This window comes from Streptomyces sp. YKOK-I1 (assembly GCF_054660435.1).
Map to the genome: position 1 here is coordinate 272,120 of NZ_BAAGDR010000001.1, position 24,107 is coordinate 296,226.

At 72.3% G+C, this 24,107-nt stretch carries 22 protein-coding genes and 1 pseudogene; 15 read left to right on the plus strand and 8 right to left on the minus strand.

Annotated elements, in window-relative coordinates; translation table 11 throughout:
• The first annotated feature begins 7 nt into the window (after nucleotides 1–7).
• The 8 genes and pseudogenes from ACYQ8Q_RS01295 to ACYQ8Q_RS01330 form a co-directional block, all read left to right on the plus strand.
• Nucleotides 8–1,093 (plus strand): DUF5937 family protein, encoded by a 1,086-nt coding sequence (locus tag ACYQ8Q_RS01295; protein ID WP_460060928.1) that lies wholly within the window; start codon nucleotides 8–10, stop codon nucleotides 1,091–1,093.
• Between the two features lie 315 nt (nucleotides 1,094–1,408).
• Nucleotides 1,409–1,825, plus strand: coding sequence for an aggregation-promoting factor C-terminal-like domain-containing protein (locus tag ACYQ8Q_RS01300; protein WP_460060929.1), 417 nt, complete (start codon nucleotides 1,409–1,411; stop codon nucleotides 1,823–1,825).
• Between the two features lie 200 nt (nucleotides 1,826–2,025).
• Nucleotides 2,026–2,160 (plus strand): hypothetical protein, encoded by a 135-nt coding sequence (locus ACYQ8Q_RS01305; RefSeq protein ID WP_460060930.1) that lies wholly within the window; start codon nucleotides 2,026–2,028, stop codon nucleotides 2,158–2,160.
• A 34-nt stretch (nucleotides 2,161–2,194) separates the two neighbouring features.
• Entirely contained in the window at nucleotides 2,195–4,087 is a 1,893-nt protein-coding gene (locus tag ACYQ8Q_RS01310) for an ABC transporter ATP-binding protein (protein ID WP_460060932.1), read from the plus strand.
• A complete protein-coding gene (locus ACYQ8Q_RS01315) occupies nucleotides 4,084–5,118 on the plus strand; it encodes a serine/threonine-protein kinase (protein WP_460060934.1) in 1,035 nt (344 codons plus the stop codon). The genes ACYQ8Q_RS01310 and ACYQ8Q_RS01315 overlap by 4 nt, the downstream gene beginning before the upstream one ends.
• Entirely contained in the window at nucleotides 5,111–5,698 is a 588-nt protein-coding gene (locus ACYQ8Q_RS01320) for an RNA polymerase sigma factor (RefSeq protein ID WP_460060936.1), read from the plus strand. Before ACYQ8Q_RS01315 ends, ACYQ8Q_RS01320 begins: the two co-directional genes overlap by 8 nt.
• Entirely contained in the window at nucleotides 5,695–6,396 is a 702-nt protein-coding gene (locus ACYQ8Q_RS01325) for a hypothetical protein (RefSeq protein ID WP_460060939.1), read from the plus strand. The genes ACYQ8Q_RS01320 and ACYQ8Q_RS01325 overlap by 4 nt, the downstream gene beginning before the upstream one ends.
• 77 nt (nucleotides 6,397–6,473) lie before the next feature.
• Nucleotides 6,474–7,141, plus strand: a pseudogene (locus ACYQ8Q_RS01330) (aminoglycoside phosphotransferase family protein); the annotation flags it as partial.
• Nucleotides 7,142–7,149: 8 nt separating this feature from the next.
• Here ACYQ8Q_RS01330 and ACYQ8Q_RS01335 read toward each other — a convergent pair.
• The 3 genes from ACYQ8Q_RS01335 to ACYQ8Q_RS01345 form a co-directional block, all read right to left on the minus strand.
• Nucleotides 7,150–7,590 carry a hypothetical protein gene (locus ACYQ8Q_RS01335; protein ID WP_460073760.1) on the minus strand — a complete coding sequence of 147 codons (441 nt, stop codon included), beginning with the start codon at nucleotides 7,588–7,590 and terminating at the stop codon, nucleotides 7,150–7,152.
• 16 nt (nucleotides 7,591–7,606) lie between these two features.
• Nucleotides 7,607–10,519, minus strand: a complete 2,913-nt coding sequence (locus ACYQ8Q_RS01340; RefSeq protein WP_460060941.1) for a SpoIIE family protein phosphatase — start codon at nucleotides 10,517–10,519, stop codon at nucleotides 7,607–7,609.
• Nucleotides 10,520–10,656: 137 nt separating this feature from the next.
• Nucleotides 10,657–10,803: a hypothetical protein gene (locus ACYQ8Q_RS01345; RefSeq protein ID WP_460060943.1), complete on the minus strand. Its 147-nt coding sequence runs from the start codon at nucleotides 10,801–10,803 to the stop codon at nucleotides 10,657–10,659.
• A 206-nt stretch (nucleotides 10,804–11,009) separates the two neighbouring features.
• Here ACYQ8Q_RS01345 and ACYQ8Q_RS01350 point away from each other — a divergent pair, with 206 nt between their 5' ends.
• Complete coding sequence (locus tag ACYQ8Q_RS01350; RefSeq protein ID WP_460060945.1) at nucleotides 11,010–11,378, plus strand: BlaI/MecI/CopY family transcriptional regulator; 369 nt, start codon at nucleotides 11,010–11,012, stop codon at nucleotides 11,376–11,378.
• Complete coding sequence (locus ACYQ8Q_RS01355) at nucleotides 11,378–12,310, plus strand: M48 family metalloprotease (protein WP_460060948.1); 933 nt, start codon at nucleotides 11,378–11,380, stop codon at nucleotides 12,308–12,310. The genes ACYQ8Q_RS01350 and ACYQ8Q_RS01355 overlap by 1 nt, the downstream gene beginning before the upstream one ends.
• 135 nt (nucleotides 12,311–12,445) lie before the next feature.
• Here ACYQ8Q_RS01355 and ACYQ8Q_RS01360 read toward each other — a convergent pair whose 3' ends face one another.
• The gene (locus tag ACYQ8Q_RS01360; protein ID WP_460060951.1) at nucleotides 12,446–12,928 is read right to left on the minus strand and encodes a flavin reductase family protein; all 483 of its coding nucleotides are present in this window, start codon (nucleotides 12,926–12,928) and stop codon (nucleotides 12,446–12,448) included.
• Here ACYQ8Q_RS01360 and ACYQ8Q_RS01365 point away from each other — a divergent pair.
• The 5 genes from ACYQ8Q_RS01365 to ACYQ8Q_RS01385 all read left to right on the plus strand — a co-directional run bounded on the left by ACYQ8Q_RS01365 (nucleotide 12,906) and on the right by ACYQ8Q_RS01385 (nucleotide 16,865).
• Nucleotides 12,906–13,358 (plus strand): hypothetical protein, encoded by a 453-nt coding sequence (locus ACYQ8Q_RS01365; RefSeq protein WP_460060954.1) that lies wholly within the window; start codon nucleotides 12,906–12,908, stop codon nucleotides 13,356–13,358. The genes ACYQ8Q_RS01360 and ACYQ8Q_RS01365 overlap by 23 nt on opposite strands.
• Entirely contained in the window at nucleotides 13,355–13,945 is a 591-nt protein-coding gene (locus ACYQ8Q_RS01370; protein WP_460060957.1) for a hypothetical protein, read from the plus strand. Before ACYQ8Q_RS01365 ends, ACYQ8Q_RS01370 begins: the two co-directional genes overlap by 4 nt.
• 741 nt (nucleotides 13,946–14,686) lie before the next feature.
• The gene (locus ACYQ8Q_RS01375; protein WP_460060960.1) at nucleotides 14,687–15,298 is read left to right on the plus strand and encodes a hypothetical protein; all 612 of its coding nucleotides are present in this window, start codon (nucleotides 14,687–14,689) and stop codon (nucleotides 15,296–15,298) included.
• A 255-nt stretch (nucleotides 15,299–15,553) separates the two neighbouring features.
• Nucleotides 15,554–16,042 (plus strand): sortase, encoded by a 489-nt coding sequence (locus ACYQ8Q_RS01380; protein ID WP_460060963.1) that lies wholly within the window; start codon nucleotides 15,554–15,556, stop codon nucleotides 16,040–16,042.
• A 139-nt stretch (nucleotides 16,043–16,181) separates the two neighbouring features.
• Nucleotides 16,182–16,865 carry a class F sortase gene (locus ACYQ8Q_RS01385; RefSeq protein WP_460060965.1) on the plus strand — a complete coding sequence of 228 codons (684 nt, stop codon included), beginning with the start codon at nucleotides 16,182–16,184 and terminating at the stop codon, nucleotides 16,863–16,865.
• A 40-nt stretch (nucleotides 16,866–16,905) separates the two neighbouring features.
• Here ACYQ8Q_RS01385 and ACYQ8Q_RS01390 read toward each other — a convergent pair whose 3' ends face one another.
• The 4 genes from ACYQ8Q_RS01390 to ACYQ8Q_RS01405 all read right to left on the minus strand — a co-directional run bounded on the left by ACYQ8Q_RS01390 (nucleotide 16,906) and on the right by ACYQ8Q_RS01405 (nucleotide 24,083).
• Complete coding sequence (locus ACYQ8Q_RS01390; RefSeq protein WP_460060967.1) at nucleotides 16,906–20,082, minus strand: CHAT domain-containing protein; 3,177 nt, start codon at nucleotides 20,080–20,082, stop codon at nucleotides 16,906–16,908.
• Between the two features lie 291 nt (nucleotides 20,083–20,373).
• Nucleotides 20,374–21,030: a DUF6338 family protein gene (locus ACYQ8Q_RS01395; RefSeq protein ID WP_460060969.1), complete on the minus strand. Its 657-nt coding sequence runs from the start codon at nucleotides 21,028–21,030 to the stop codon at nucleotides 20,374–20,376.
• Between the two features lie 6 nt (nucleotides 21,031–21,036).
• Nucleotides 21,037–22,167, minus strand: a complete 1,131-nt coding sequence (locus ACYQ8Q_RS01400) for a hypothetical protein (protein ID WP_460060971.1) — start codon at nucleotides 22,165–22,167, stop codon at nucleotides 21,037–21,039.
• A gap of 104 nt (nucleotides 22,168–22,271) precedes the next feature.
• Nucleotides 22,272–24,083: an Hsp70 family protein gene (locus ACYQ8Q_RS01405; RefSeq protein WP_460060973.1), complete on the minus strand. Its 1,812-nt coding sequence runs from the start codon at nucleotides 24,081–24,083 to the stop codon at nucleotides 22,272–22,274.
• Between the last annotated feature and the right edge of the window lie 24 nt (nucleotides 24,084–24,107).

The following is a 24,107-nucleotide window of genomic DNA, read 5'->3' on the forward strand; positions in this document are numbered from 1 at the left end:
TGGGGGGATGACGCTGAGGATCGACATCGGCGGTCTGCCGTCCGAGCCGGTGCGGTTCGCCGCCTCCCCCCTGGCCGAGCTGACCGCGATGCTGCACGTGCTGGCCGAACCCGGTCACCATCCGCAGTCCGCCGGCTGGGCCGCGGACGTCTGGGCGGGGCTGCGGCCGGAACTGGCCGAGCGGCTCAGGGAGGCGGAGTTCCTCTGGCGTTCCTCACAGGCCGACTTCCTGATCCCCGCACGGCCCCGGCCGACCCTCGCCGAGGAGCTGGACGACGTGGACCGCATCGACGACGAGACATATGTGACCGCCGCGCTCGTCACGACGTGCGGCAGCAACCGGGTCCGCTTCCCCGGGGCGTCACCGCTCACCGACCCGGGCGCGCGCGAGCGGGCCCTGGACGTGGCCCAGGCCCGCGGTGCCCTGCAGGAGGCCTTCGCGGAACGGCTGCTCGCGGACCCGGCCGCGGTGCGGGCACGGGTGCGCGACACGCTCGAGGCATGCGCCGAGGCCTTCTTCGACAGCGCCTGGGCGAGCGTCGCGGTGCAGCTCGCCACCGATCTGCGTCTGAAGAAGGAACTGCTCAGGCGCCAGGGCATCGGGGCAGCACTCGCCTCGGTCTCCGGCGCGGTCACCCTGGCCCCGGACGGCGACTGCATCATCGTGGACAAGGTGCAGGACAAGGCGACCGCCGCCCATGGCGCCGGGGTCACGTTCATCCCCAGCGTCTTCGGCCGCCCCCACCTCGTCGCGGTCCACACGCCCGGCTGGCATCCCGTGGTGCAGTACCCCGTCGCCGAGCCGAGTCCGGCGGAACCGGTCTCCCTGGAAATGGTCACCCTCCGGCTGGAGGCGCTCACGCATCCGGTACGGCTGCGGCTGCTGCGCACCCTGGCCCGCGGCCCCCACACCACCGGCGAGCTGGCCCACTTCTGGGAACTCACGCCCCCGGAGGTGTCCCGCCACCTCACCGTCCTGCGCCGCGCGGGCCTGCTCACGGCTCGACGGCACGGCCGATACGTCCGCCACACCCTCAACCTGACCGCACTGACGGAGCTGGGCACCGACCTGCTGGCCGCCGTACTGCGCTGAGGGGCGGGTCCGTACGGTGAACCACCCCACATGACTCACATCACCTACTACCCGCCCTAGTGGTGCATAACGGACGCCATGTCCACGCCATCAGGCCCTCTGACCTGCGCTTTGAGAGCCAGGTCACACAAGCGACCTTCACCCCAAGTACGGCCACAACTAGCAAAAGGGGTCTTTGCGGACGGCTTCCGATCCTGCTTCTCTGGATGACGTCGCACGGCGCCGACAAGCCCACGGGCCTCGGCGCCGACGCATGCGGGCAGTCCGCCGCAGCACACCGCGACCGCATCTGCTCCCGAAGAAAAAGGTTCCCGCGTGTCTGTCTCGATCATCCGCCGCATCGCCGCCCCGAAGAAGGCCCTCACCACCGTCGCCCTGGCCGCCGCCACCGCCGGCATCGCCATGACCGCGGCACCGGCCCACGCGGCCACCGTGAGCAGCGCCTCCCAGGCCCAGGCGATCGCACACAAGATGATCCCGGACGCCGGCCAGTACGCCGCCTTCTCCCACATCGTCCAGCACGAGAGCAACTGGAACGTCAGCGCCACCAACTCCTCCTCCGGCGCCTACGGCCTCGTCCAGGCCCTCCCCGGCTCCAAGATGGCCTCCGCCGGCTCCGACTGGAAGACCAACGCCGCCACCCAGATCAAGTGGGGCCTGGACTACATGAACTCTCGCTACGGCAGCCCCGCCGCCGCCTGGAACTTCTGGCAGGCCAACGGCTGGTACTGAGCCACACCCCCCGCACGACCCGCGAAGGCGGCGCTCCCCGATCCCCGGGGACCGCCGCCTTCGCCGTTCTCAGGGGCAGTGCTCCCACAGCCTTCGACGGAACGGGACAGCACGGAACGGGAATTTCTTACCGAATTCGCAATCTCACGGCGGAGGTCGCCCGTATGTCCTAGTGAACCGGCGAGACGAAGGGAAAGACCATGTCCCTCTTCAGTCACCTGGCACCCGCCAAGCGGCACTCCAAGGGCAAGAAGTCATCGAGCAGCACGAACGGAAGGACGTCCCACCACCGCAAGCACCACCGTCGTACCTCCAGCACCGGCACGCACAAGTGACGCCGGGACGACATCCGGCAAAGTCGCGGTTCCCGTGAAACTCTGCCGTCGCACCGCCCGCAGCGCCGCCCCGTTCGCGGCGCTGCGACGGTCGTTCACCGTCGCCGAGCAGGAGGGCGACCAGCTCGTCGCTGCCGCGCCGGCACTGCCGGTGCGGCAGATCTTCCGGCGGTTCTGGCCGTACACGCGCGGCGGGCGGAGGTGGCTGCTGCCCCTCGTCGCCTTCTGCGTCGTCGGCCCCGCCATCGACGCGGCCGAGATATGGCTGTTCAAGGTGGTGGTGGACGACGTCCTCGTCCAGCGCGACCTCAGCGCGTTCCCGTCGATCGCCCTGGCGTACGTCGGGCTCAGCCTCGCTTCCGGCCTGGTGTCGTTCGCCGACGACGTGACCTCCGTCTGGGTCGGTGAGCGTTTCCTGCTCGCCCTGCGGGCGGACGTCTTCCGCCACGTGCAACGCCTCTCTCTCGGATTCTTCGAACGCCGCAGGCTCGGCGATGTCCTGGCCCGGGTGACCGGTGACGTCGACGCCGTCGAGACGTTCCTGCTCTCGGGCGTGGCCCAGGCGCTGTGGTACGTGATGCGGCTGGGCATCTTCCTGGGCATGCTCTTCTACCTGAGCTGGGACCTGACGCTGTTCGCCCTCGTCGTCGTACCGCTGTTCTGGTGCGCGGCCCGGTACTTCTCCCGGCTGGTGAAGGCCGCCTCCCGGGAACGCCGCCGACGCAGCGGTTCGGTCAGCGCGATCGCCGAGGAGGTACTGGGCAACATCGCTCTCGTCCAGGCGTACAACCGCCAGGAGTGGGAGCAGAGCAGGTTCCAGCGCGAGATCCTCGGACGCTACCGCGCCACCATGGCCTCGACCAGGATCCGTGCCGTCTTCGGGCCGCTGGTCGACCTGGTCGAGCTGAGCGGGGCTCTCCTCGTGATGGGCCTGGGCACCTGGCAACTGGCCCGCGGCCGGCTCACCCTCGGCGAGCTTCTGGTCTTCCTGGCCCTGCTCGGCAAGCTCTACGGCCCGATCCGGGGCATGTCCCACCTGACCAGCACCTTCTACGCGGCTTCCGCCGCCGCGGAGCGCATCGTCGAGCTGCTCGACCAGCGCCCCCTGGTGGGCGAGGCCCCCCGTCCGGCCCGGCTCGGGCGCGCTCGCGGGCACGTGGAGTTCGAGGGCGTCGACTTCACCTATCCGGGAACCGACCGGCCCGCGCTGAGCGATGTGTCGTTGCGGGTGGAGCCCGGGCAGACCCTGGCGCTGGTCGGGGCCAGCGGTGCGGGGAAGTCCACCGTCGCCAAGCTCCTGCTGCGCTTCTACGACCCCGAGCGCGGCGCCGTACGGCTGGACGGCGCGGACCTGAGGACCCTGCGGCTCGACGGCGTCCGGGACAACGTGGCGGTGGTGCTCCAGGAGACGCTGGTCCTGCACGGCACCGTGCGCGAGAACATCCTCTACGGCCGTCCGGACGCCACCGAGCGGGAGGTCGTCGCGGCGGCCCGCGCGGCGGACGCGCACGATTTCGTCACCGCTCTGCCCGAGGGCTACGACACCGTCGTGGGCCAGCGGGGCAGGCTGCTGTCCGGAGGCCAGCGCCAGCGCCTGGCGATCGCCCGTGCCATGATCCGCGACGCGCCCGTCCTCGTTCTGGACGAGCCGACCACCGGCCTGGACGCCGCGTCGGGCCGACGTGTCATGGAGCCGCTGCGCCGGCTCATGGCCGGACGCACCACGATCCTCATCTCCCACAATCTGCTCACCGTCCACGACGCGACCTCGATCCTGGTGCTGGACCACGGCCGGGTCGTCGAGCAGGGAACCCATCACGACCTCCTGGTGAGCGGCAAGGCCTACGCCCGGCTGCACCGGCTACACGCTCCCGCGGAGCCCGCCGCCACATTCTTCGCCGCCTCCACGACCAAGGCCTTCCCATGAGCGCTCAGCACCTCGCCCCGCCGCGAGCCGTCCCCCGGCACCGGACCGCCCCGCCGCCCGCGCCCCTGCCGCCGGGGACGAGACCGGTGGCCGGCTACGAGATCCTCGCCCATCTGACCAGGACGGGCTGGCTCGATGTGTACGACGCCTGGAGCGACGAGCGGGACTGCCGCTGCCTGCTGAAGACGCTGCGTCCGGATCGCCGGCACGAGCCGCGGCTGCGCGAGCGGCTTCTGCGCGAGGGCCGCTGGCTGCAGGCGTTCAGCCACCCGCATCTGGTCCGCGCCTACGAGACCGTCGAGGCGCCCGAGCCCCTCGTCGTCCTGGAGACCCTGAGCGGCGAGACCGTCGCCCACCTCATCGGCCGTCTGCACCATCGGCTCGCCGCCCAGGACGTGGCTTTCCTGGGCCTGCATCTGTGCTCCGCACTGCACTATCTGCACGGCCGGGACCTGCTGCACCTGGACGTGAAGCCCTCGAACGTGATCATCGACTGCCGGCGCGCCAAACTCCTCGACCTCAGCGTCGCCCGCCCGCCGGGGCCCGCGCCCCCCGGCATCGGCACCCCCTGCTATCTCGCCCCCGAGCAGGCACGCGGCACCGGTCTGTCCGCTGCCGCGGATGTCTGGGGCGTCGGCATCACCCTGTACGAGGTCGCCACCGGTGGCCTTCCCTTCCCCGAGGTCACCACCACCACGACGGACGGCGAGCCGTCCCGTGACGCCGATGCCGACGCCGACGGCCCGTCCACGTCCGTGCCCCCGGACGACAGCGTCACCTACGACCGGCAGGGCCGCTACCCGCAGCTGGAGGGCAGGGCCGCACGTGTGGGCACCCTGCGCCGTCTGCCGCGTGCGCTCGCCACCGCCGTCGACGCCTGCCTGGAACCGGACCCCACCGCCCGGCCGGACATCGGTTCCCTCGCCGCGGCGTTCGACGCGCTGCTGCCCTCCCACCGCAAGGACGTGGAGCCGGCCTCCTCCGGATCTGCCCCCGGGGAAGCCCTCCGCGAGGAGGCCGCGTATGAGTGAGCACCCCATGGGGCTTTCTCCCGAGTGGATGCCCGATGACGCGCTGCTGGCGGGGCTGACCACGGACGACCCCGAGTTCGCGGTGGCGTTCGTCCGCCGGTTCCAGCACAAGGTCTACGGGGTGGCCATGACGGTCACCGGCGACGCCCAGCTCGCCGAGGACGTGGCCCAGCAGACCTTCGAGCAGGCCTGGCGCCATGCCCAGGTCTACGACTCCCGCCGCGGATCCGTCCGTACCTGGGTGACGGCCATCGCCCACAACCTGGCGATCGACACCGTGCGCTCCCGCAGAACCGTCCCCGTCGACCCCACCCGGATGGCACCACTGCTGGAAGCGGCCACCGACACCCCCGAGCGGCTGGCGGTGGCCGACGAGGACTCGGCCGAGTTGCGGCGGGCTCTCGCCGAGCTGCCGCCGAGCCAGGCCCGCGCCGTCGTCATGGCCGGCGTCTACGAGATGACCGCGCAGCAGGTGGCGGACCTGGAACAGGTGCCCCTCGGCACCGCCAAGACCCGCATCAGGACGGCGCTGGCCAAACTGCGCAAGACGCTGACGCACCGGCAGGGCACGCCGTCATGACCCGCGACGACCCGTTCGTGTGCCAACGGCTGCGGGACGTCGCCGCCGAACTGGCACTGGGAATCCTGCCCGCCCGGGAGCGCGCCGCTGCCCTGGCCCATCTGCAGCACTGCCCCGCCTGCCGCGAGAACGTCCGGGAACTGACGAGCGCGGCCGACGAACTGATCCACCTGATTCCCGGACGCGAGCCACCGGTGGGGTTCGAAACCCGTGTGCTCCAGCGCATCGGAATACCGCCCCGACACCGTCGGCGGACACCGCGCCAGCGGTTCGCCCTCGGCCTCGCGGCCTGTGCGGCGGCCGCGGCGCTGACCGCGGGCGGATGGGCGATCGGCGTCACCACCGTGCCCTCGCCCTCCGCCGCCGGTCCCGACCGGCTGCTCAGCGCCGATCTCACCTCCCGCAGCCGGGATGTCGGACAGGTCTTCGCCCACACGAACCGGCCGCAGTGGATCTACATGTCGGTGGACACCGACGACCTGCCCGCGCCCGCCCGGACGGCCCCGCACACCACACTCACCTGCCAGATCGAACGGGCGGACGGCTCTACCACGACCATCGGCACCTTCTCGCCGACGACCGGCTACGCACAATGGGGCACCCCCTACCCCGACGGCTCGGCGCCCGTGACCGAGGTCCACCTGCTCGCGGCCGACCACTCGGTCGTGGCGAGTGCCACCCTCCGTCCGTCCGACTGAGCCGCGCACGTCCGCCAAGCCGACTCGTCCACGAGGAACGGCGGTGAGCGGGAACGGCCCCGGGCGCCCGGTTGCCCGCGCCGATCGGGCTGCCCGCGTGGAACGGCGACGGCATCGTGCGGCTGCTCGACCACGCCCCGGAGAGCGGCGCCGTACTGCTCCAACGCCTGGACGCCTCACGCACCTTGACTTCCGCCGAGGACGACGACGTGGCCCTGAGCGCCTCGGCCGCCCGCATGGCCCGGCTGCACTCCGTCCGGCGCCCGAGGGCCTGCGCGGCCCCGGAGACGTCACGCGCGACATGCTCGCGTCCGTGCCGACGGCCGTCACCGCCCTGCCGGACCCGGAGGACGGCGGCGGCCGGGCAGCTGGGAATCGGACGTCACCGAGCTGGTGGGCGGGCCCGGCGACCGGATGCAGCGCGGGGACCCGCCCTACGACTACGTGCGCGCCGCCGGGCGCGAGCCGTGGCCGGCCATCGACCCCGAACCCCTCGTCGGCGACCCGGGGTTCGACCTGTGGCCGGCGCCGGACACCGGCCGGGACGGACTCCGCGCCACCGGAAACGCCTACCGGGCGGTGCGGCACCGTTTCGGCCTGCCGACCGGGGCGCTCGGGCCGGACCGTGGGCGCGCCATCGTCTGGCCCCTGCCCGGCTGCTGCAGAACACGCCGGGGGACAACGAGGACGGGCGGACCGCCGTCGCCCCCCCTCCCGGACCGCCGTGGCCGAGGCGCTGCCCCGCCGTCGACGCTACGAGCCGCCGTCCCGGACCCCGGCCAGGGCTCCTCGGACGGCGCCGGAGAGCCTGCGGTTTCCCTCCGCGGAAGGGAGTGCGCTCTGCCAGGCGTCGACCGCCCGCCACCCGTCATCGACCAGGTCGGGGAAGGGCGTACCGGCTTCGAGGTCGGCGGGTGCCGCGGGAAGGCGCAGCAGCAGGGTCGAGGTCCCCAGCCCAGCGGCGGCCGCGATGCCCGCGTAAGCCAGGATCGGGACGCCGTAGGCCGCGTGGAGCGGCGCATGCGGGGCCAACTGGGCCAGCCTCTCCAGCAGATCAGGATGTGTGTGCAGCTGCCATCCGCCCAGCACGTGGTCGTCCGGTCCACTCGGCCGGGATCCCTGTGCCCGCAGGAAGCCCAGCAGTGCGGCGTTCCGGGGGTGTTCCGGCCCCAACGACGGCAGCTCTGAGCGCATGAGCATGACACTACGCTCATGGACGCGGAGAAGCGGGGGACGGTGGTCGCGGCAGGGGCTGTTCCGTCCAGATGATCTTGCCTGTGGAGGTGTAGCGGGTTCCCCAGCGTTCGGTGAGCCGGGCGACGAGGAAGAGGCCGCGTCCGCCCTCGTCCTCGGTCCTGGCCCGGCGCAGCCGGGGCGAGGTGCCGCTGCCGTCGGAGACCTCGCAGATCAGCGTGCGGTCGCGGAGCAGCCGCAGCTGGACCGGGCCGGTCGCGTGCCGGATGGCGTTGGTGACCAGCTCACTGGCGATGAGCTCGGTCGTGAAGGCCAGTTCGTCGAGCCCCCAGTCGGCGAGCCGGCCGATGACCGCCGCTCGGGTGCGGGCGACGACCGCCGGGTCGCTGGGCAGCTCCCACTGGGCGACCTGGTCCGGCCCCAGAGCGCGGGTACGGGCGACGAGCAGGGCGACGTCGTCGGCCGGCCGGGCCGGCAGCAGGGCGTCCAGGACCGCCTCGCAGGTGTCCTCCGGCGCCCGATCCGCGACGGCCAGAACGGTCCGGAGGCGGTCCAGGCCCACGTCGATGTCCTGGAGCCGGTCCTCGATCAGACCGTCGGTGTAGAGCACCAGCTGGCTGCCTTCGGGCAGTTCCAGCTCGGCCGTCTCGAAGGGCATCCCACCGAGCCCGAGCGGCGGCCCGGCCGGCAGGTCGACGAAGTCCACCCGGCCGTCGGGGCGGACGACCGCCGGAAGCGGATGCCCGGCACGGGCGAGGGTGCAGCGCCGCAGCACCGGGTCGTAGACGGCGTAGAGACAGGTGGCGCCGATGATCCCGGTGTCCGGGTGGGTGTTCTCCACCGCCCAGCCCTCGCCCCGGTCGAGCCGGCCGACCAGGTCGTCGAGGTGGGTGAGGAGTTCGTCGGGCGCCAGGTCCAGGGCGCAGAAGTTGTGCACGGCGGTGCGCAGGCGGCCCATCGTGGCGGCGGCGTGCAGCCCGTGGCCGACCACGTCGCCGACCACCAGCGCGACCCTGGCGCCGGACAACGGGATGACGTCGAACCAGTCGCCGCCCACCCCGGCCCGCGCCGGCAGATAGCGGTAGGCGACCTCGACGGCGTTCTGTTCGGGCCTGCCGCGGGGCAGCAGGCTGCGCTGAAGGGCGAGGGCGGTGTTGTGCTCACGTGTGTAGCGGCGGGCGTTGTCGATGCAGATCGCGGCCCGGCCGACCAGCTCCTGGGCCAGCGACAGATCGTCCTCCTCGAAGGGGTCGGGCTGCTGGCAGCGGTAGAAGCTCACCACGCCGAGGGTCACGCCCCGGGCCCGCAGCGGCACCGTGATCAGGGAGTGGACGCCCGCCGCGAGCACCCGTCCGCCGCGTGCCGGATCGTTGGCGATCCAGCCGCGGGCCCCGGCCAGTACCGGTTCGAGCACCGACTGTCCGCTCTCCAGGCTCCGGGCCTGCGGCGTGGACGGGACATAGCCGACCTGGTCGCCGACGGCGTACAGGGCCGGCTCCTCGTGTACGACGCCCAGCGCGACCCGGCGCAGCGGGGTGCCCGCGCCGTCGGGCACCGGTTCCTCTCCGTGCAGCACCGGGTCGGCCAGGTCGACGGCGGCGAAGTCGGCGAACCGGGGAACGGCCACGTCCGCCAGTTCCTCGGCGGTACGGGTGACGTCCAGCGTGGTGCCGATGCGGACGCCGGCGTCGTACAGCAGTGCGAGACGCTTGCGGGCCAGGACGGCCAGCCGCCCGACGCCGGGCTCGCCGACGAGCAGCAACCAGCCCTGGTCCCCGGACCCGTCGGCGGCGTCCGTCACGGCCCCGGGCACGGGTGTGGCCGTGGGGGAGCTCGGCCATGCCGCACCGGGCAGGGGCGACGGCACGACGGCGTAGGCGTCGGCGGGAGGCGTGACGGCCAGGCCCGGCGCCGTGGCCGTCCGTGCGGGGGACGCGGTCGCGGCCGTCGCGGCGGCCCCGGCCGGCACCTCCGGGAGAGTGAGTTCGACGTGCCGCAGACGAGGACCGCCGAGGACACGGGCCTCGATGACCACCCCCGTCTCCCCCGCCGCGCCGATGACCGGGCGGCGCAGCAGGGTGGCGATCCGGCCGTCGGACAGGGTCACCTCGTCGAAGGACCGGTGCGGTGAGGCGATGAGTTCCTCGGCCTTCTCCCGCAGCACGGCGAGGTCGATCCGGCCGAGGTGGCCGTCGTCGTGGCGGGTGCGATGCTCGGGGAAGGCGTGGGCGGGCTGCTGTGGCCATGCGCGCGGGCCGCTCGTGTCCCGCTCGGCCCGCCGGTACGCGGCGAGCAACGCCCGCTCGCGCTGCGTGGCCTCGTCCAGCAGCCGCTCCTCTATACCTTGTACGGCTTCACGGACCAGCCGCAGCATGGCGGGGTCGCCGTCGGCGCGCAGACAGGTGAGGTCGAGGACCGCCTCGACGTGTCCGCTGAGCGGATTGCGGATCGGTGCGCCCGCGCAGGTGAAGGGCTGCAGACAGTCGGCGAAGTGCTCACGGCCGACGACGTAGAAGGGAGAGCGCTCGGCCAGCGCGGTGCCGACGCCGTTGGTGCCCACGACCGGCTCGGAGGCGTCGAATCCGGGGGCGAACCGTATCTCGTCGAGGCGTCGGCGCAGCGTCCGGTCACCGCCGTAGCGCTGGACCATGCGGGCCCGTCCGTCGCAGAGCACGACCGTCATGCTCACGTCGGCGAGCGATGCGGCCAGGTCCTTCAGCACCGGGTCCGCGGCGCGCCGGAACCGGTCGTCCAGCTCCAGGTCGGCCCGGTAGGGGACCAGCAACCGGTGCGGCTCCAGCCCGGCGGACCTGCACCGCTTCCAGGACTCGAGGACCGAGCCGCGTACGTCCGAGTCGACCCGGGCACCGGTCAGGAAGCGCTCGTGGGCATCGGCCAGACCCCCTATCTGGTCCCAGGCGACGGTCATCGGCACCACTTCCTCCACCCGGAGACGACTTCGGCGCACACCGCTGCTCGGCTCGCCCCGGGGGGAAGGGGGAGCCCTCCAAGTGTTTTCACGGTAGACCTGCTGTGATGTGAATCTCAACGCGGGGGCGCTGTCCCTCACGGCAGTGGGGTCAGGCCCGCTTGGCCGAGTTCTGCGGCGCGGCGGCGTGCGTCGTCGGTGCGGGCGTCGTACGTGACGAGGCGGGGCAGCCAGCAGGTCCACGACGTCCCGGCGGCGGCGAGCGGAAGCAACGAGACGAGCACGATCAGCGCGACCAGCGGCAGCAGATACCGGTCGACGTCCTCTCGGCGCGCTCGACTCCCGCTCGCGACCGGGCGGATCTGCCGCGGGACAGCAGGGAGTCGCCGGGCAGGAAGAAACCGATCAGCGCCGACGCCCCGTCCGACCGACTACCATCACGTAGACGGTCTACGACACTGTAGACGATCGAGGAGCGAGGAGGCTTCCCGTGCCCGAGGCGAAGGACGAACGCCGGCCGGCGGGTGAGCTGGAGGCCGCCGTGCTGGCCGCGCTGTGGGCCGCGGGCGCACCGCTCACCCCGGCCCAGGTCCAGGCCCATCTCGCCTCCGACCTGGCCCGCACGACCGTGACCACGATCCTGTCCCGGCTGCACGAGAAGGGGACTCTGGAGCGGCAGCGGCAGGGTCGCGGCTTCGCCTACCGGCCCATAGCGGACCCCCACGGACTGACCGCCCTGCGCATGCACGGCGAACTCGACCGCGACAGCGACCGGGCGACCGTGCTGGCCCGCTTCGTCGACCGGCTCAGCCCGGACGACGAGCAGGTCCTGCGCCGACTGCTGGAGGAGGGACCGTGATGATCGCCCTGCTCCTGGTCCCGCTGCTCCTCCCGTGTGCGGCTCCCGCGCCGGCGCGCCGGGTCCTCGACCGCTGTGCGCCGGTCGCCGCGCTGTGGACCCTCACCGTCTCGGCGCTCCTCCTCGCGGGCGGCAGCGTCGCCGCGCTGGGCACGCTCGCACTGACCGGCCTGCTCAAGATCCCGGCCTTCGCCGCGCTGGGTGAGCTGGTCCACCCCTTGCGCACCTCCTCCGAGCGGCTGGTCCTGCCGATCGCCGCGCTGGCGGCCGGCCTCCTCGTCCTGGCCGCCCTCACGCTCGGGCTGTCCCTCGTGCGGCAGGCGGCGGGGCTGCGCACCGCCCGCGCGCAGGCAGACCGCCGACCGGCCGCGGGCGACCTGTGCATCGTCGACTCCCCCCGCCCCGACGCCTACGCCCTGCCCGGCCGCCCGCACCGCATCGTCGTCACCACCGCCATGCTGCGCAGCCTCGACGCGTCCGAGCGCGAGGCGCTCTTCGCCCATGAACGCGCCCACAACAGCGGCGGCCACCACTACTTCCTGGCCACGGCCGAACTCACCGCCCATTGCCACCCGGCCCTGCGTCCGGTCCGGGACGCCATCCGGCTCGCCGCCGAACGTGCCGCCGACGAAGCCGCGGCCACCGCCGTCGGCGACAGGCACCTGACCGCGCGCGCCATCGCCCGGGCCGCGCTGGCGACGAACGGGCACGACGCCGCCCGGCCGACGGTCGCCCCCGCGGCGACGACGGGTCCGGTTCCCCGGCGCGTGGCCGCCCTCCTGGCTCCCGCCCGCGCCCGGCATGCGCACGCCGTGCCGTGGATCGCCGCGCTGCTGGCCGCCTGCGCCGTGCTGTCCTGCGCCACCGCGGCGGCCGGCGCGTTCCGCGTCCACGAGGACATCGAGATCGCCCAGGGCGAGACGAACGGTTGAGAGGAACAGCTGGGTCGGCCGGCTGAAACGAACGGCTGCGCCACGCGCCCGGCATGTCCGGACCAGGGGCCTCGAAGGCAGGGCTACCACAGCCCGCCCTGGCCGGTCGGTCCCGGCTCTCGTCCCGGTCCCCGGTCAGTCTGCCGGGTGGCCTGGGCTGATGTCGCGGCAATCGCCGAGTCGCAGCAGCGGTCCGTCGATCCCCTCGCCCCACTGCAGGGGCGCGAGGACGAAGCCGACGTGGTCACCTCCGTCGACGCGCCCCTCGACGGTACCGACGAACCACGCGGCCGTGTCCTCCAGCACCACCGCTCCGCCTTCCCCTCGCCGCCAGCGGACCTGCGTGAACTTGTCGACCCGGTCACCTGTCTCGCCGCCGAAGAGAACCGCCAGCTCGTGCTGGTCGCGGGTCAGCAGATGAACGGCGAGGTACTGTGCGGCGCAAGCCACCGCATACGTGTGGTTGACCTTGGACAGCCACACGACGAACCGCACCGGGTGGATGGAACACTGCCCGGAGAACCCGACCAGGCAACCCGAGCGCACCTCGCCCGCGGCAGCCGTGACCACGCACATGTCGGGTGCGAGTCGGTCCATGAACGCGTCGACGTCCGCCACCTTCCGCACCTCCCGTCGGCCTCCCCTGCGGATCGGGTCACCGCGGGCCTGCAACTTCATCCTCGGCCCCCAGGGCTCGTACCCGCAGTACAACGTCGGCGATGCCACCGTCCCCCCTGCGCGTCGAGGACCGGAGTACGAGGGCACCCGCGCCACGGAGGCCGACGAGATCGGCTCCTTCCACGTGGTCAGCAAGGTGTCGGCCACGACGGCCGTCCCGTCCGGCATGCCCGCGGTCCCACTCGCCCGCGTCGACGTCCCGGCCAACACCACCGTGATCGAAGGGCGTTACTGGCTGGCCCGTTGGTCCCCATGGCCGAGGTCGTGTGGCGTCGATGTGGGTCGCGGGGATGGGAAAGCGACGGGGGCTCCGTCACAGTGGGCGTGGATGGTCGCGGGGGAGGCCAACGGCGGGGAGGAAGACCGATGACGGAGCCGGACCTGTTCGAGTGGTCGGCCGTCGTGGTCCGACAGCCGCAGCGTTCGTGGTGGCGCCTGTACAAAGGCCCCGTGCTGGCCGTGTCCACCGTGGAGGGGACACCGCTCGCCGAGGTGATCAGCGCCGACGACACGGACTTCCTGCTGGCCGACAGGTCAGGCGAGTTCATCGTCCGCATCGAGAGGCAGGCCGGGTTCGGCCCCTGGAGCCCGGTGGATTTCCGGTTCACCGACGCGGAGGGCCGGGAAGTCGGCTGCGCCCGTGCCTCCGGGCCGGCCAAGACGCGGCAGCTGAGCTTCCGGACGGAAGGGTGCCGCCCGCTCTTCCTCACGCGCCTGGCCCACCTCGCGATCGAATGGCGGCTCACGGAGACCGATCCGCTGCGGGCCGGGGCCCCGGAGCCGGAGAGCCTCGGTCGTGTCACGGTGAGCACCGTCGACTTGTGGCGGGGGTGGCAGCAGTACGTCGTCGAGACGACCCCACGCCTGGACACCTCCGAGCGGCAGACCTTCATCGCCCTGGTCGTCTGTCTGCATGTGCTCCGTCGGCCCCCGGGCGACAGCTCCGCTCCCGGATGAGAGGCCCCTGCCCACGTGCGGTTGTTCCGTTGAGCGGACCCTTGAGCGACAGCCGCGTGACACAGCCGACGCGTGGCTACCTGGTCGCGGGCCTGCGGAGGCGAGCAGCCCGTGTGGCGGGTTCGCCCAGGGCAGTGGTGCCGGTCGTGGCGGCACCGGTGGCCGCCACTTTCGCCGTGCCGCCCGCCTACGCGGACGATCCCGGGCCGCGTACAGCAGGAACCTGGCCTCCGTCTCGGCGGCGCGGGCACCGTACTGCTCCCGGGATCGCCCGTCTCGATCACCCTCGGAACGAAGCCCACGCCGCCTGCCCAGTGCAGGTGATCCCCCGGCCGGATCCGCTTTGAGCAACGCCTGCTCATGTTCCGTCGCGCGGCCCGAGGCATCCTCGCAGGGATGTGTCGGATGTGTCGGATGCGCCGGGGGGACGGTGACGGGCTGAACGGACGGGCGGAGTGTGGTGGAGGGCGCCTTCAGGCTGCTGGAAGTGGTGGAGCGCCAGGAGGAGGCCGGTCTGAGCACGCCGGCCTCGGAGTGCGGACTTCCGAGGACGACCGCGTATCTGGTTGCTGGATCAGTTTGTGGGCCCGCGCGCGGTCGAGCGGCACGGGCGGGCGCGGCTACCGGTTGGGGCCGCGCCTGTTCCGTCTCGGGCAGGGTTGGCAGCCCCTCTGCGACGACGCGGTGTGGCCGTGGTGCACCGCGGCGGACAAGGTTGCCTCGTGGCGGGCCGAAGCGGCGGTGATCCGGGAGGTGAGCTGGGCGGCCTCGCCCGAGGACGACGTCGAGCGCTGCACGGCCTGGACCGGTGCCCGCCAGGCCGACGGCACGGTCAAGTGGCTCGGCTCCGCCTCCTGCCGGGAGGGCACCAGCGATCCGCTCGCCGTCCTGTGCGGCGACCTGCCGGACGGCGAGACGTATGTGAACGCGGTCGTCGCCAGGGACCGCTGGGGCAACGCCCTGCACCCGAGCGACCCGAAGGTCACGCTCGTCGAGGCCACCGAGCTGGACGTCCGGCCCGAGGTGACGGTCACCCGGGACTGGGAGCTCGGCAGCATGGGGTACGGCACCGTGATCGGCGGGCCCGAGGAGGACGGGCCGTCCATCAGCTGGCGGTGCGACAGGACCACCGAGTGCGACGGCGTCACGGGCTACCGGGTCAGCCGGCGGAACGCGGTCACGAAGGCGTACGAACCGCTGCACGCGGGACTGCTGCCGGCCGCGACCCGTGCCTGCACGGACACCACCGCCGCGCGGGGACCACGCACTTCTACACGCTTGAGGCGGTGCGCGCCGACGGCGGTGTCGCGGGCACCCATGTGTGGAACTGCGTCTTCCAGGACCGCAGCGTGAGAACAGCCCGACCGAGCCCGCTCGGTGCGCGGGCGTTAACCTGTTCGCCGCCTTTTGGGCCATTCCTCCACCATCGCCGTGCGCACCTGGCTGACCTGTGCACATGCCCGCCCGACGGCGGCCCGTACGCCTGCCTGGGCGATACTCCGGCCGACCCTCCGGTTGCGGATCTGACGCACCGTCGGTTGCCTCGTCAGTGGCGTGCGCACAGGCGCCGCACAGACAGGCCGGAAGCTGAGCAGTTGGAGGGTTCTCGTGGGCATCACACGCATTGGTATCGGTATCGGCCTGACGGCCGGTGCCCTGGCTCTACAGATTCCGGTCGCCGCCGCTGCCGATGACTCCGGTCTCGACATCCGGCAGGGCGCCCACGGCTCCACCGTCACCGTCACCGTCAGCACCACCGCCTGCGGTACGGAGACCTACGGCAAGGGCGAGTCGGAGCTGGCCGGGTCGTTCCATCTCTTCCCGGGCGCGAGCAAGGGGGTGCTCACCGGCGAGTTCACCCTGCCGGAGGGAACGTCGGCCGACACCGACACCGTCACCGTCAAGTGCCCGCCACGGATCAAGATCACGGACTCGTACGAGCTCGCCGCACGCGAGCCCGACGGTGCCGTCGAGGCCGGCTTCGGGCCGGCCGGGAACACGGCCCCGCAGCTCGCCCTCGGCGCGGCGCTGGTCGCCGCGGCCGCGGCCGGGGGGCTGGTGAGGATGCGTCACCGCTCCGGCGCCCACCGGAACTGACCGCCCGTGTTCCCGCCGGCTCCCGGAGCTCCTTTCCCCGTTCCGGGAGCCGGCGGGAATCCGATCGCCCCGTCCTCTCCCCCGCCCCCGCACTCCCCCACTCCCCCACTCCCCCACTTCAGGCAAAGACCCGACCGCGATGGCCTCAAGGCGCACCACCCGTTCTTCCTCCTCCTCGTTCGTCCCGTCAGCCGGACTTCTCCTCTGGACCCTTGTGGCAGGGGCCGTGCTGGTGACCGGCGCGCTGCACTTCGAGCAGCCGCCCCAGCCTTCGGCGGGCCAGGGATTCGCACCGCTGCCCGGCCCCGCCGCCCACCGCACCGTCCCCCCGGCAGACCCCGCGATCCCCGACGTCCCCGCGCTGCCGCCCGCGGAACCGCTCCGGCTCCGGATCCCCGCCATCAACGTGAACGTCCCCCTCGCCAGGTTGCACCTCGACCCGACGGGGGCGCTCAGGCCGCCGCCCGCCGACGATCCCCACCTCGCCGGCTGGTACAGCGAGGGCACGGCTCCCGGATCCGTGGGGACAGCCGTCACCGCGGGACACGTGGACGTGCGCACCGGCAAACCGGGCGTCTTCTTCGGACTGGGCGCCCTGGCCAAGGGCAACATCATCGAGATCGACCGGGTGGACCAGCGCACGGCGGTATTCACCGTCGAGGCCGTCGAGGTCTACGACAAGGAGCACTTCCCGAGCAGGATGGTGTATGGCAGCTCCGGGCGGGCCGACCTACGGGTGATCACCTGCGGTGGTGCCTACTCCAAGCGGACGGGATACCAGGGCAATGTCGTCGTGTACGCGACACTGACTGCGGTCGGTTGAGTCCTTCGTACGCCCTGACGCGGGCGCGCGCACCTCGCCGTCAGGCGCCCGTGAAGAAGCACGGGGCCCAGCAGAGCGGGTGCTGGAGGTCCGGGAGGGTGTCGATGACCTCCCCGGGGAGCGGTTCGCCCGTGACGTCGCAGACCCATTGGGCGATGTCGGCCGGGTCCGCCGTGGCGAACCAGACCTGGGCCGCCGTCAGGGCGGCCGCCGGGTCGGCCGGGCGACGGGACCACTCCTCGAAGAAGCGGGGGATCAGAACGCGGCTGACACCGTCTTCGACGGGCCACAGCGTGCTCACCACCCCGGCCGTGCCGAGGCGGAGGAAACCCGAGGCGAGGGACATGAACTCATTGGCGTTGTCCGCGCTCGGGGTGCCGCTCTCGCAGGCGGAGAGGACCGTGAGCCGGACCTCCCCGAGCCCGATGCGCAGGAGGTCACGGAGGCGCAGCAGTCCGTCGTCGCCCGCCTGTCCAGGGGCGAGCGCGAAGGAACTGTCCAAGGGGTCCTCGTTGTTCACCGCGGCATGGCTGGCGATGTGGACGACGGCCGGTGCCGGGTCCTCGGCCATGGTGCGGGTCAGCGCCCGTTCGACCGCGGCGGGCGTCGCCGCGTCGCCCAGCAGCGTCTCCGTGTCACCGAAGTGCCGTACGACGGCCTTCATCTCGCTCTGCACGCCGTCCTGGATCTCGTCGTCCCAGGCGGCGACCCCCAGGTAGCGCCGGGGAAGCGCGTGCGGCGCGGTCGAGGAGAGGGCGGTCGCCCTCGCCCGGCACTCGCCGAGGAGGCCGGCTGTGGGGGCGTAGGACACGACGGTCTCGTGCACCAGCGAGCGGCGTGCGGAGCCGTCCCGCCCGTGCACCGACGCGGCGTGCAGCGGCAGCAGACCGAGATGTCCGTCGGGCAGCAGGACCAGCCGGGCCGGCCATCCCGCGCTCCTCATGACGGGCTCCATCACGGCCGTGCCGATCTCCTCCAGCACCCGCCACGCGTCTTCCTCGCCCTCCTCGTCCGTCGCGAACGTCGCTTCGTGCCATCGCCGGCACCAGTCGACGACCGCGGAGCCGCGCAGCCCCGGCAGGAGGATCACCTCCGCGTCGACCCCGCCCGCGCCGTCCGACCGGACGACCACCGCGCATCCGGGGAGGTCGGGTCCGTAGCCGTCCTCCGGAGGGGCCGGATGGGAGAGGTAGCACAGCGGCCCCTCGCCGACCGCGTTCGCCAAGGGATCCCCGGCGGCGGGTTCCGCGTCGCCGATCGCGGCGATCCGCGCGCGCAGCGCCCGCAGATCCGCCCGGGCGCGCAGCAGGCGGTCCCGGAAGAGGTCCTGACCACCGATCCGGTACGAGCGGATGTTCACCGGTGACGGCGACGGCGATGTCGGGTCGGCCGGCGTCCACGGGCCGTCGTCGCGCACGGCGAGCTGGAAGTCCTCCAGCTCTGCCAGTCGCTGGGCCAACTCGGCGACATCGGCGGAGAGTTCATGGTGCCCGGTGGCCTTCAAGGCCCTCGCCTGTTCCTCCATGTGGGACAGGCCGAGCGCCTCCCGGAGCAGAACCGCGCGTCCCCAGTCGAACAGCCCCGCCAGATAGCGGCCGGCTCCCGGTTCGTGTGCGGCTCCCCGGGCGACGGCGAGGGCAACCCTGTCGTGCAGGCCCTGCCAGGCCCACAGGGCCTCCTCCCGGTCGGAGCGGAAGAGGGTGCCGTCGTAGACGGCTCGCGAGGCGTCCAGAGCGCGGCGTCCCAGGTCGAACGCCGTGGCCCAGTCGTCCCGTTCGAGCGCCACGTCGGCGCAGTGGCCAGCCGCCACGATCGCCAGCGTCAGGGCCATCGGCATCGGCTCGATCGAGGAGCGGTGCCGAAGGCTCTCGGCGGCGAAGGAGGCACGGACGAGGTCCACCGCGGCGGCGTGGTCGTCGGATGCCGTTCCCCGCGGAAGGCCTTCGCCGTCGGCGGTGCGGTGGCGCAGGGCCAGGGCGTGGGCCAGGGTGGCGCGGCTGCGATCGGCGAGCGCGCCGGGCCTGAAGAGGGTGAGGGCCAGCTCCAGAGCCCGGATGGCCTCGGCGAGGTGGGCGAGGCGTCTCTCGACGGCCTGCCGGTGCTCCTCCTCGACGGAGCCCGGGCCGGTGTCGGCCGACAGGTGCGGACCGAGGAACAGGTGGTAGTGGGCGAGACCGTCACAGGCCTCCGCCCTCAGCCGGTCGGGCAAGGACTCCGTGCCGGCCAGCCGTTCCAGCCGCCGGACCTCCGTCGTCGCCTCCTCGGCTCGCGTCCTGAACAGCTCCACGTCCCCCTCTCGTCGGCGCCGCAGCCCGAGGGCTCGGGCCAACACCAGGGTCGCCAGCTCCAGTTCGGTGAGCGCAACCTCGAACTCCGAGAGCAGGTCACCCCCTTCACGCAGCAGACCGCGGTGCAGGGTGATCGCGTAGTCGAGGTCCTCGACACGCGACTCCGCGATGCCGCGGCGCCGGTGCGCCTCGGTGAGGTCGTGGAAGAGGGCGATGTCGTCCGACAGCGGGACGCTGTCCGGTCCCCGTACGTCCTCGGGTCCGCGTGCCTCGACGAACAGCCCCACCGCCTCGTGGAGATCGGCCAGTGTGCCTCCGTCACGCCGGTCGAACCGGAGGAGGAGGGTGTGCCCGAGAGATCGCCGCACCGCCCGGCGCCGCCGTGCGCTCAGCAGGTGTCCGTGGTCCAGGAGCCGTCGCATGGCTGCGGCCCGGCGGTCGAGCCAGGCCCGTGTCTCCTGGGCCGTTCCGTCGGGTACGGGGAAGCGGAGGCTCACGACGATGCGGTTGCCCTGCTCCACGGTCCAGAAGAGCAGCACGGGCATCGACGCCGTCAGCACCGGACGCTCGGCCGGGAACGTCCACAGGAGTGAGGGCCAGGGATACAGCCGCAGCCCGAGGTGGACCATCAGCTCGGCCGGTACGCACAGCACGGCCACCGCGATCCATCTGCGCGGGCCCAGACACGGCAGGCCGCTCCTGTAGAACAGCGCCAGGGCAGCGCCGAGGGCGATTCCGGGGAGCCCCAGTGACAGCAGGACATAGGTGCCCACGGCCTCGGCCCGGCCGGTCCCGAACAGGGCGAGCGGGCCGCCCCCGATGACCGCCAGGACGGGGAACGTCAGCGCGCGGCCCAGGAGCTCGCCGAGCTTCTCGCCCTCCAGCGGCGGCATCAGCCAGCCGAGCAGGGGCTCCCGCTCATCCGCCATCGGAGTGGCTCTCGCCCGATGGGGCTGCCGGGTCGGTGACTGCGGTGGCCGGTGATTCCGGTGCCTCCGGTGATTCCGGTAGTCCCGCGCCGGGTGGCGTGGGCGTGGCGCCGGGCCCGGTGACGGAGGCCGGTGGGGGCGGCAGTCGGTCCGCGGTGGGACCGGTCGGCCGGTAGCCGCCGCGGAATCGGCGGCCCTTCCGGGTCCGCGCTGCTCCCCGGTTCTCCGGGCCCCGCTCCGCGGACGCTGCCTCGTTTGCCTCGTTCGGTTCGTCGGTGGAGTCCGTGGCGCTCATGGTCGTATCACCTCGATGTAACGGATCTCGTCCCACCTGATCAGCACGCCCACTCCTCGTAGCACCGGCCGCCCGTCGGTGCCGAGGACGAAGTGGCCGGTCTCCGGGTCTGCTTCGGCCGTGTCGGCGAGATAGAGGTCCTCGCCGTGTCCGTATCCGGCGGCGTACGAGCCGACGCCGTCCCGGGCGGGGGCGTAGGCGCCCAGCAGCCAGCATCCCTCGCCCTCTGTGTCGGACTCCTTGAGCCGGATCCGCAGCCAGGCGCTCTCGGGGCGGCTGAAGACATGGTCCCAGGCGCGCGGCTGGGGCGCCGGTCCCGTCACGAAGCGGGCCCAGCGCCGCCCCCGGCCTGTCGCGACACCGACGGCGACCCCGGTGCCCAGCGGAAGCAGCACATAGGCGAGTGCAGCCGACCAGACCAGCCACCAGGAGGGCTGCCCCGGGGCCCGCCACACGGTGCCGAACTGCCGGTAGACCCACAGGTCCACGGGAGCGGCGAGGGCATGGAAGAGGGCCGAGCTGCCGGTGAAGCGCAGCACACGGTCCGCCATGCCGCTGCCCCAGGAGCCGACCTCGCGTTCGAAGCCCCAGGTGTAGAGGGCGCCGGGCAGCACGGCCGCGACCAGGACGGCGAGGGCCTGGACCGAGTCCATCACGGGCTACTGCTCGAACTTCGGCTCGTGGCCGAGCAGGAACTTCCTCAAGGACGGGGCTTCGCAGACCGACGGGTCCCAGGCCTGCGTCCAGGGATTCGGCTCGGCTCGCCCGAAGAAGACCTGGAGGCCTTCTGTCGGTGCTTCCGTCTGGAACCATCCCGCACAGGCGATCACCTCGTCGGTCTCGCCCTGGACGAACACCTCCACCTTGTCGGATCTGATGAAGGGGCTGATGGTGCACAGGGTTCTGCCGTCGGCCTCGACGGCGATGTGCCGGGTCGCCGCCTCGTGCGTCGTCTCCGCCATCAGCAGCACGGTCCGCTCCGGCCGTTCCCCCTGGATCGCCGTCGCCAGTTCCTCGAGAGTGATCAGCCTCCGCTTGGCTCGGTCCTCGGGGAAGGGGACGACCACGCGCACCGTCAGCTCGGCCGGTTCGCCCGCCGTCGCCTGTTCCGGGGGCAACGCGCCCGCGGGCTCCTGCGGCGGCGGTTGCACGGGCTGCGGCACCACCATGAACACCCGTTGTCTCACATAGATCTTGCCGTCGGCCGCGTAGCCGGGCATCGTCACGAAGGCCGCGACTCCCTCTCCGTCGCGGCCGCCGTGTGGTTGCTGGCGTTCCGGGTCCAGCGGTGTGCCGGGGTCGAGGGTGAAGTCCCAGTCGATCGTGTGGCCGGTCGCGTCGGCGGCAGCGCGGATCTCGCCGGCCAGTTCGCAGGCCCGGCCCAGTTGGTCGGCACCGATCGTCAGCCCCGACGCCTGGAGTTGCCGGGCCAGGGTGCCCGCGTCGGGGACCGGGCCCCGCGCGGGGAAGAGCAGCTGCGCCATGCGGCCGATGACCTCGGCCTCCTGCTGTGCGCCCTGGCTGCCCGAGTTGACGGCCACGTTCACGAGTACCTGGTCGGCGAGGTTGTCCAGCCGTCCGCGGATGTCCTGGTGAGCGAGGTACGACGCCGACGGCAGCCCCCGTTCCTGGGTCTTGGCCTGGCTCAGGACGTTCAGACGGACGTCCAGTTCGTCGAACCTGCGGTCCTGCGCCGCGAACCGTTCCTCGATGTACCCACGGAGCAGCCGGTTCTCCTCGGCCAGCTCCTGGACCCGCTCCCAGACGGGTCCGACCACGATCTTCCTCACGGAGGACAACTCTTCCTCGGCCCGTGCCCGATCCGTCCGGGACTGCCGGGCCGCCTTTCGTCCGTCGTCGCTCTGATGCGCCGTCATGTCCTGTGTCCCGCCCCCTAGTAGCTGCTGTCGAACCGCAGCGTCGTGTCGAGTTCCGCTCCGGTGTGGGTGTTCACCGCGCGGGCGCTGATCTCCGATCCGCCGAAGCCCAGCCGTACTTCCACCAGGCGTTGGGCGACCGGGAGCGACATCGCCGTTCCCAACTCCACGTTCAGGGTGCCGATCTGCTCGCAGCCCTCGTCGTCGATGTACCGCGGGTCGTCGGCGAGGGTGCGGAAGAACCTGAACGTGACGCTGTCCTGGGTGGGTTGGAGCGGGATGAACGGTGAGGGCCCGCTCGTGCCACCGGTGTCGACGGTGTCACCGATCCGCACGAAGCGGTGGAACCTGTCGGTGCACAGCGTCCGGCCCTGGCCCTCGACCCGTTTGGCCACCGGGTCGCGGCCCGGCTCGAACGGAAGGGCCACGTTGCAGCCGTAGGTGTAGCGACTGCGCCGGGAGATGATGAGTTCGGGGTCGTAGCCGAGCAGGACCGCGCCGCGCAGGACCGCTCCCACCGGATTGGTGGTCCGGACGAGGGTCACCGTGTCACCGAAGTGGGACAGCAGGCGCTGGCGCAGATACTGGGCTCCCGAGAGTCCGCCGACCAGCAGGACCTGTTCGGGGCCGTCCGGCGCCCCGTCGCGCTGCCGCATCGCGGCGAGTTGCACGTCGACGAGTTCGACGAGGTCGCGCAGCACATTGTCGAAGAGCCTGCGGACCTCCTCGGTGGTGACGACGATGCGTGACTCGGAGCCGCCGGGCCGGGCGGCGAGGGACGTGCGGATGTCGTCGGTGAGGAGTTCGTCCAGGTCGCGGGGCAGGGTCACGTACACCGGCTGGTCGATGGCGAGTTCGTCGTCGGGGCCCCGGGTGGCGCTCACGGAGAGTTTTCCGCTCTCCCAGATCTGCATGATCTCCAGGAGGGCGTCGGGGCGTTCACGGCGGATGCGCTCCACGACCTGCCGGCCGCCGAGCCGATCGGTGAGGATGTCGTCGACGAAGGCCTGGTTGATGTACTCGGACCCGAGTTTGCCGCCGGAGACCTTGCCGATCTCGACCAGTCGGCGGCGGTCCGCGTGCGCGGTGGCCACCACCCGGTACGCGGTGATGTCCACGGTGCCGCCGCCGCAGTCGACCACCATGAAGCGGCTGCCGGCCCGGGTCACCTCGGCGGTGGTGGATTCGCCCCGGGCGGCGATGACCCGGGCCAGATGGATCTGGCAGTACAGCGCCGCGGCCTCGGGTTCCCTGGCGAGGATCAGCCGGTCGTGGTCGGCGGGCATGCCGGCCTCCACGGCCGCGTCCCGCATGAGCTGCTTCTCGGCCTCGTCCCAGATGGCGGGGATGGTGACGCACCACCGGATCTGGCGCTCCAGATAACCGCTGCCCTCGACCTCCTCGCGCACGATCTCGTACATGCGGCGCAGTGATCCGACGACGAGGGGATAGGCCTTGGCCGGGGTGTCGATGGTGGTGCCGGCGATGCCGAGGACTGGTGCTCCCGCGGTGCCGCCGGGCTTCAGCGCCATCTTGAAGCCGTGGACGTAGGTGTGGTTCGCGTGCCGTCCGGCGCGTGCCAGGGCCGTCCATTCCAGCATGGCCCGGTGGCCCCAGGCCGTGGGTTCGCCGGTGGGGCCGAGGAGCACCGTGCTGAGGTCCTTGACGTAGTAGTCGCTCCTGCTGCCGTCCCACTGCTCGCGGATCTGTGTGTTGCGGTCCAGACCCCGTGGGCCGGGGCCGCTTTCGTCTCCCACTTCGGCCCAGGCGTAGCCCGTGCCGTGGGTCCCGAAGTCGATGGCAGCCACGATCGGATACGGACTGATCATCGTCTCCCCCCTCCGGTGTTCCGA

Coding starts and splice junctions, on each gene's coding strand:
- ACYQ8Q_RS01305 (WP_460060930.1), top strand. CDS start 2,026: ATGTCCCTCTTCAGTCACCTGGCACCCGCCAAGCGGCACTCCAAGGGC.
- ACYQ8Q_RS01325 (WP_460060939.1), top strand. CDS start 5,695: ATGACCCGCGACGACCCGTTCGTGTGCCAACGGCTGCGGGACGTCGCC.
- ACYQ8Q_RS01365 (WP_460060954.1), top strand. CDS start 12,906: ATGAACGCGTCGACGTCCGCCACCTTCCGCACCTCCCGTCGGCCTCCC.
- ACYQ8Q_RS01335 (WP_460073760.1), bottom strand. CDS start 7,590: ATGCGCTCAGAGCTGCCGTCGTTGGGGCCGGAACACCCCCGGAACGCC.
- ACYQ8Q_RS01370 (WP_460060957.1), top strand. CDS start 13,355: ATGACGGAGCCGGACCTGTTCGAGTGGTCGGCCGTCGTGGTCCGACAG.
- ACYQ8Q_RS01355 (WP_460060948.1), top strand. CDS start 11,378: ATGATCGCCCTGCTCCTGGTCCCGCTGCTCCTCCCGTGTGCGGCTCCC.
- ACYQ8Q_RS01385 (WP_460060965.1), top strand. CDS start 16,182: ATGGCCTCAAGGCGCACCACCCGTTCTTCCTCCTCCTCGTTCGTCCCG.
- ACYQ8Q_RS01295 (WP_460060928.1), top strand. CDS start 8: ATGACGCTGAGGATCGACATCGGCGGTCTGCCGTCCGAGCCGGTGCGG.
- ACYQ8Q_RS01405 (WP_460060973.1), bottom strand. CDS start 24,083: ATGATCAGTCCGTATCCGATCGTGGCTGCCATCGACTTCGGGACCCAC.
- ACYQ8Q_RS01340 (WP_460060941.1), bottom strand. CDS start 10,519: ATGACCGTCGCCTGGGACCAGATAGGGGGTCTGGCCGATGCCCACGAG.
- ACYQ8Q_RS01390 (WP_460060967.1), bottom strand. CDS start 20,082: ATGGCGGATGAGCGGGAGCCCCTGCTCGGCTGGCTGATGCCGCCGCTG.
- ACYQ8Q_RS01320 (WP_460060936.1), top strand. CDS start 5,111: ATGAGTGAGCACCCCATGGGGCTTTCTCCCGAGTGGATGCCCGATGAC.
- ACYQ8Q_RS01315 (WP_460060934.1), top strand. CDS start 4,084: ATGAGCGCTCAGCACCTCGCCCCGCCGCGAGCCGTCCCCCGGCACCGG.
- ACYQ8Q_RS01395 (WP_460060969.1), bottom strand. CDS start 21,030: ATGGACTCGGTCCAGGCCCTCGCCGTCCTGGTCGCGGCCGTGCTGCCC.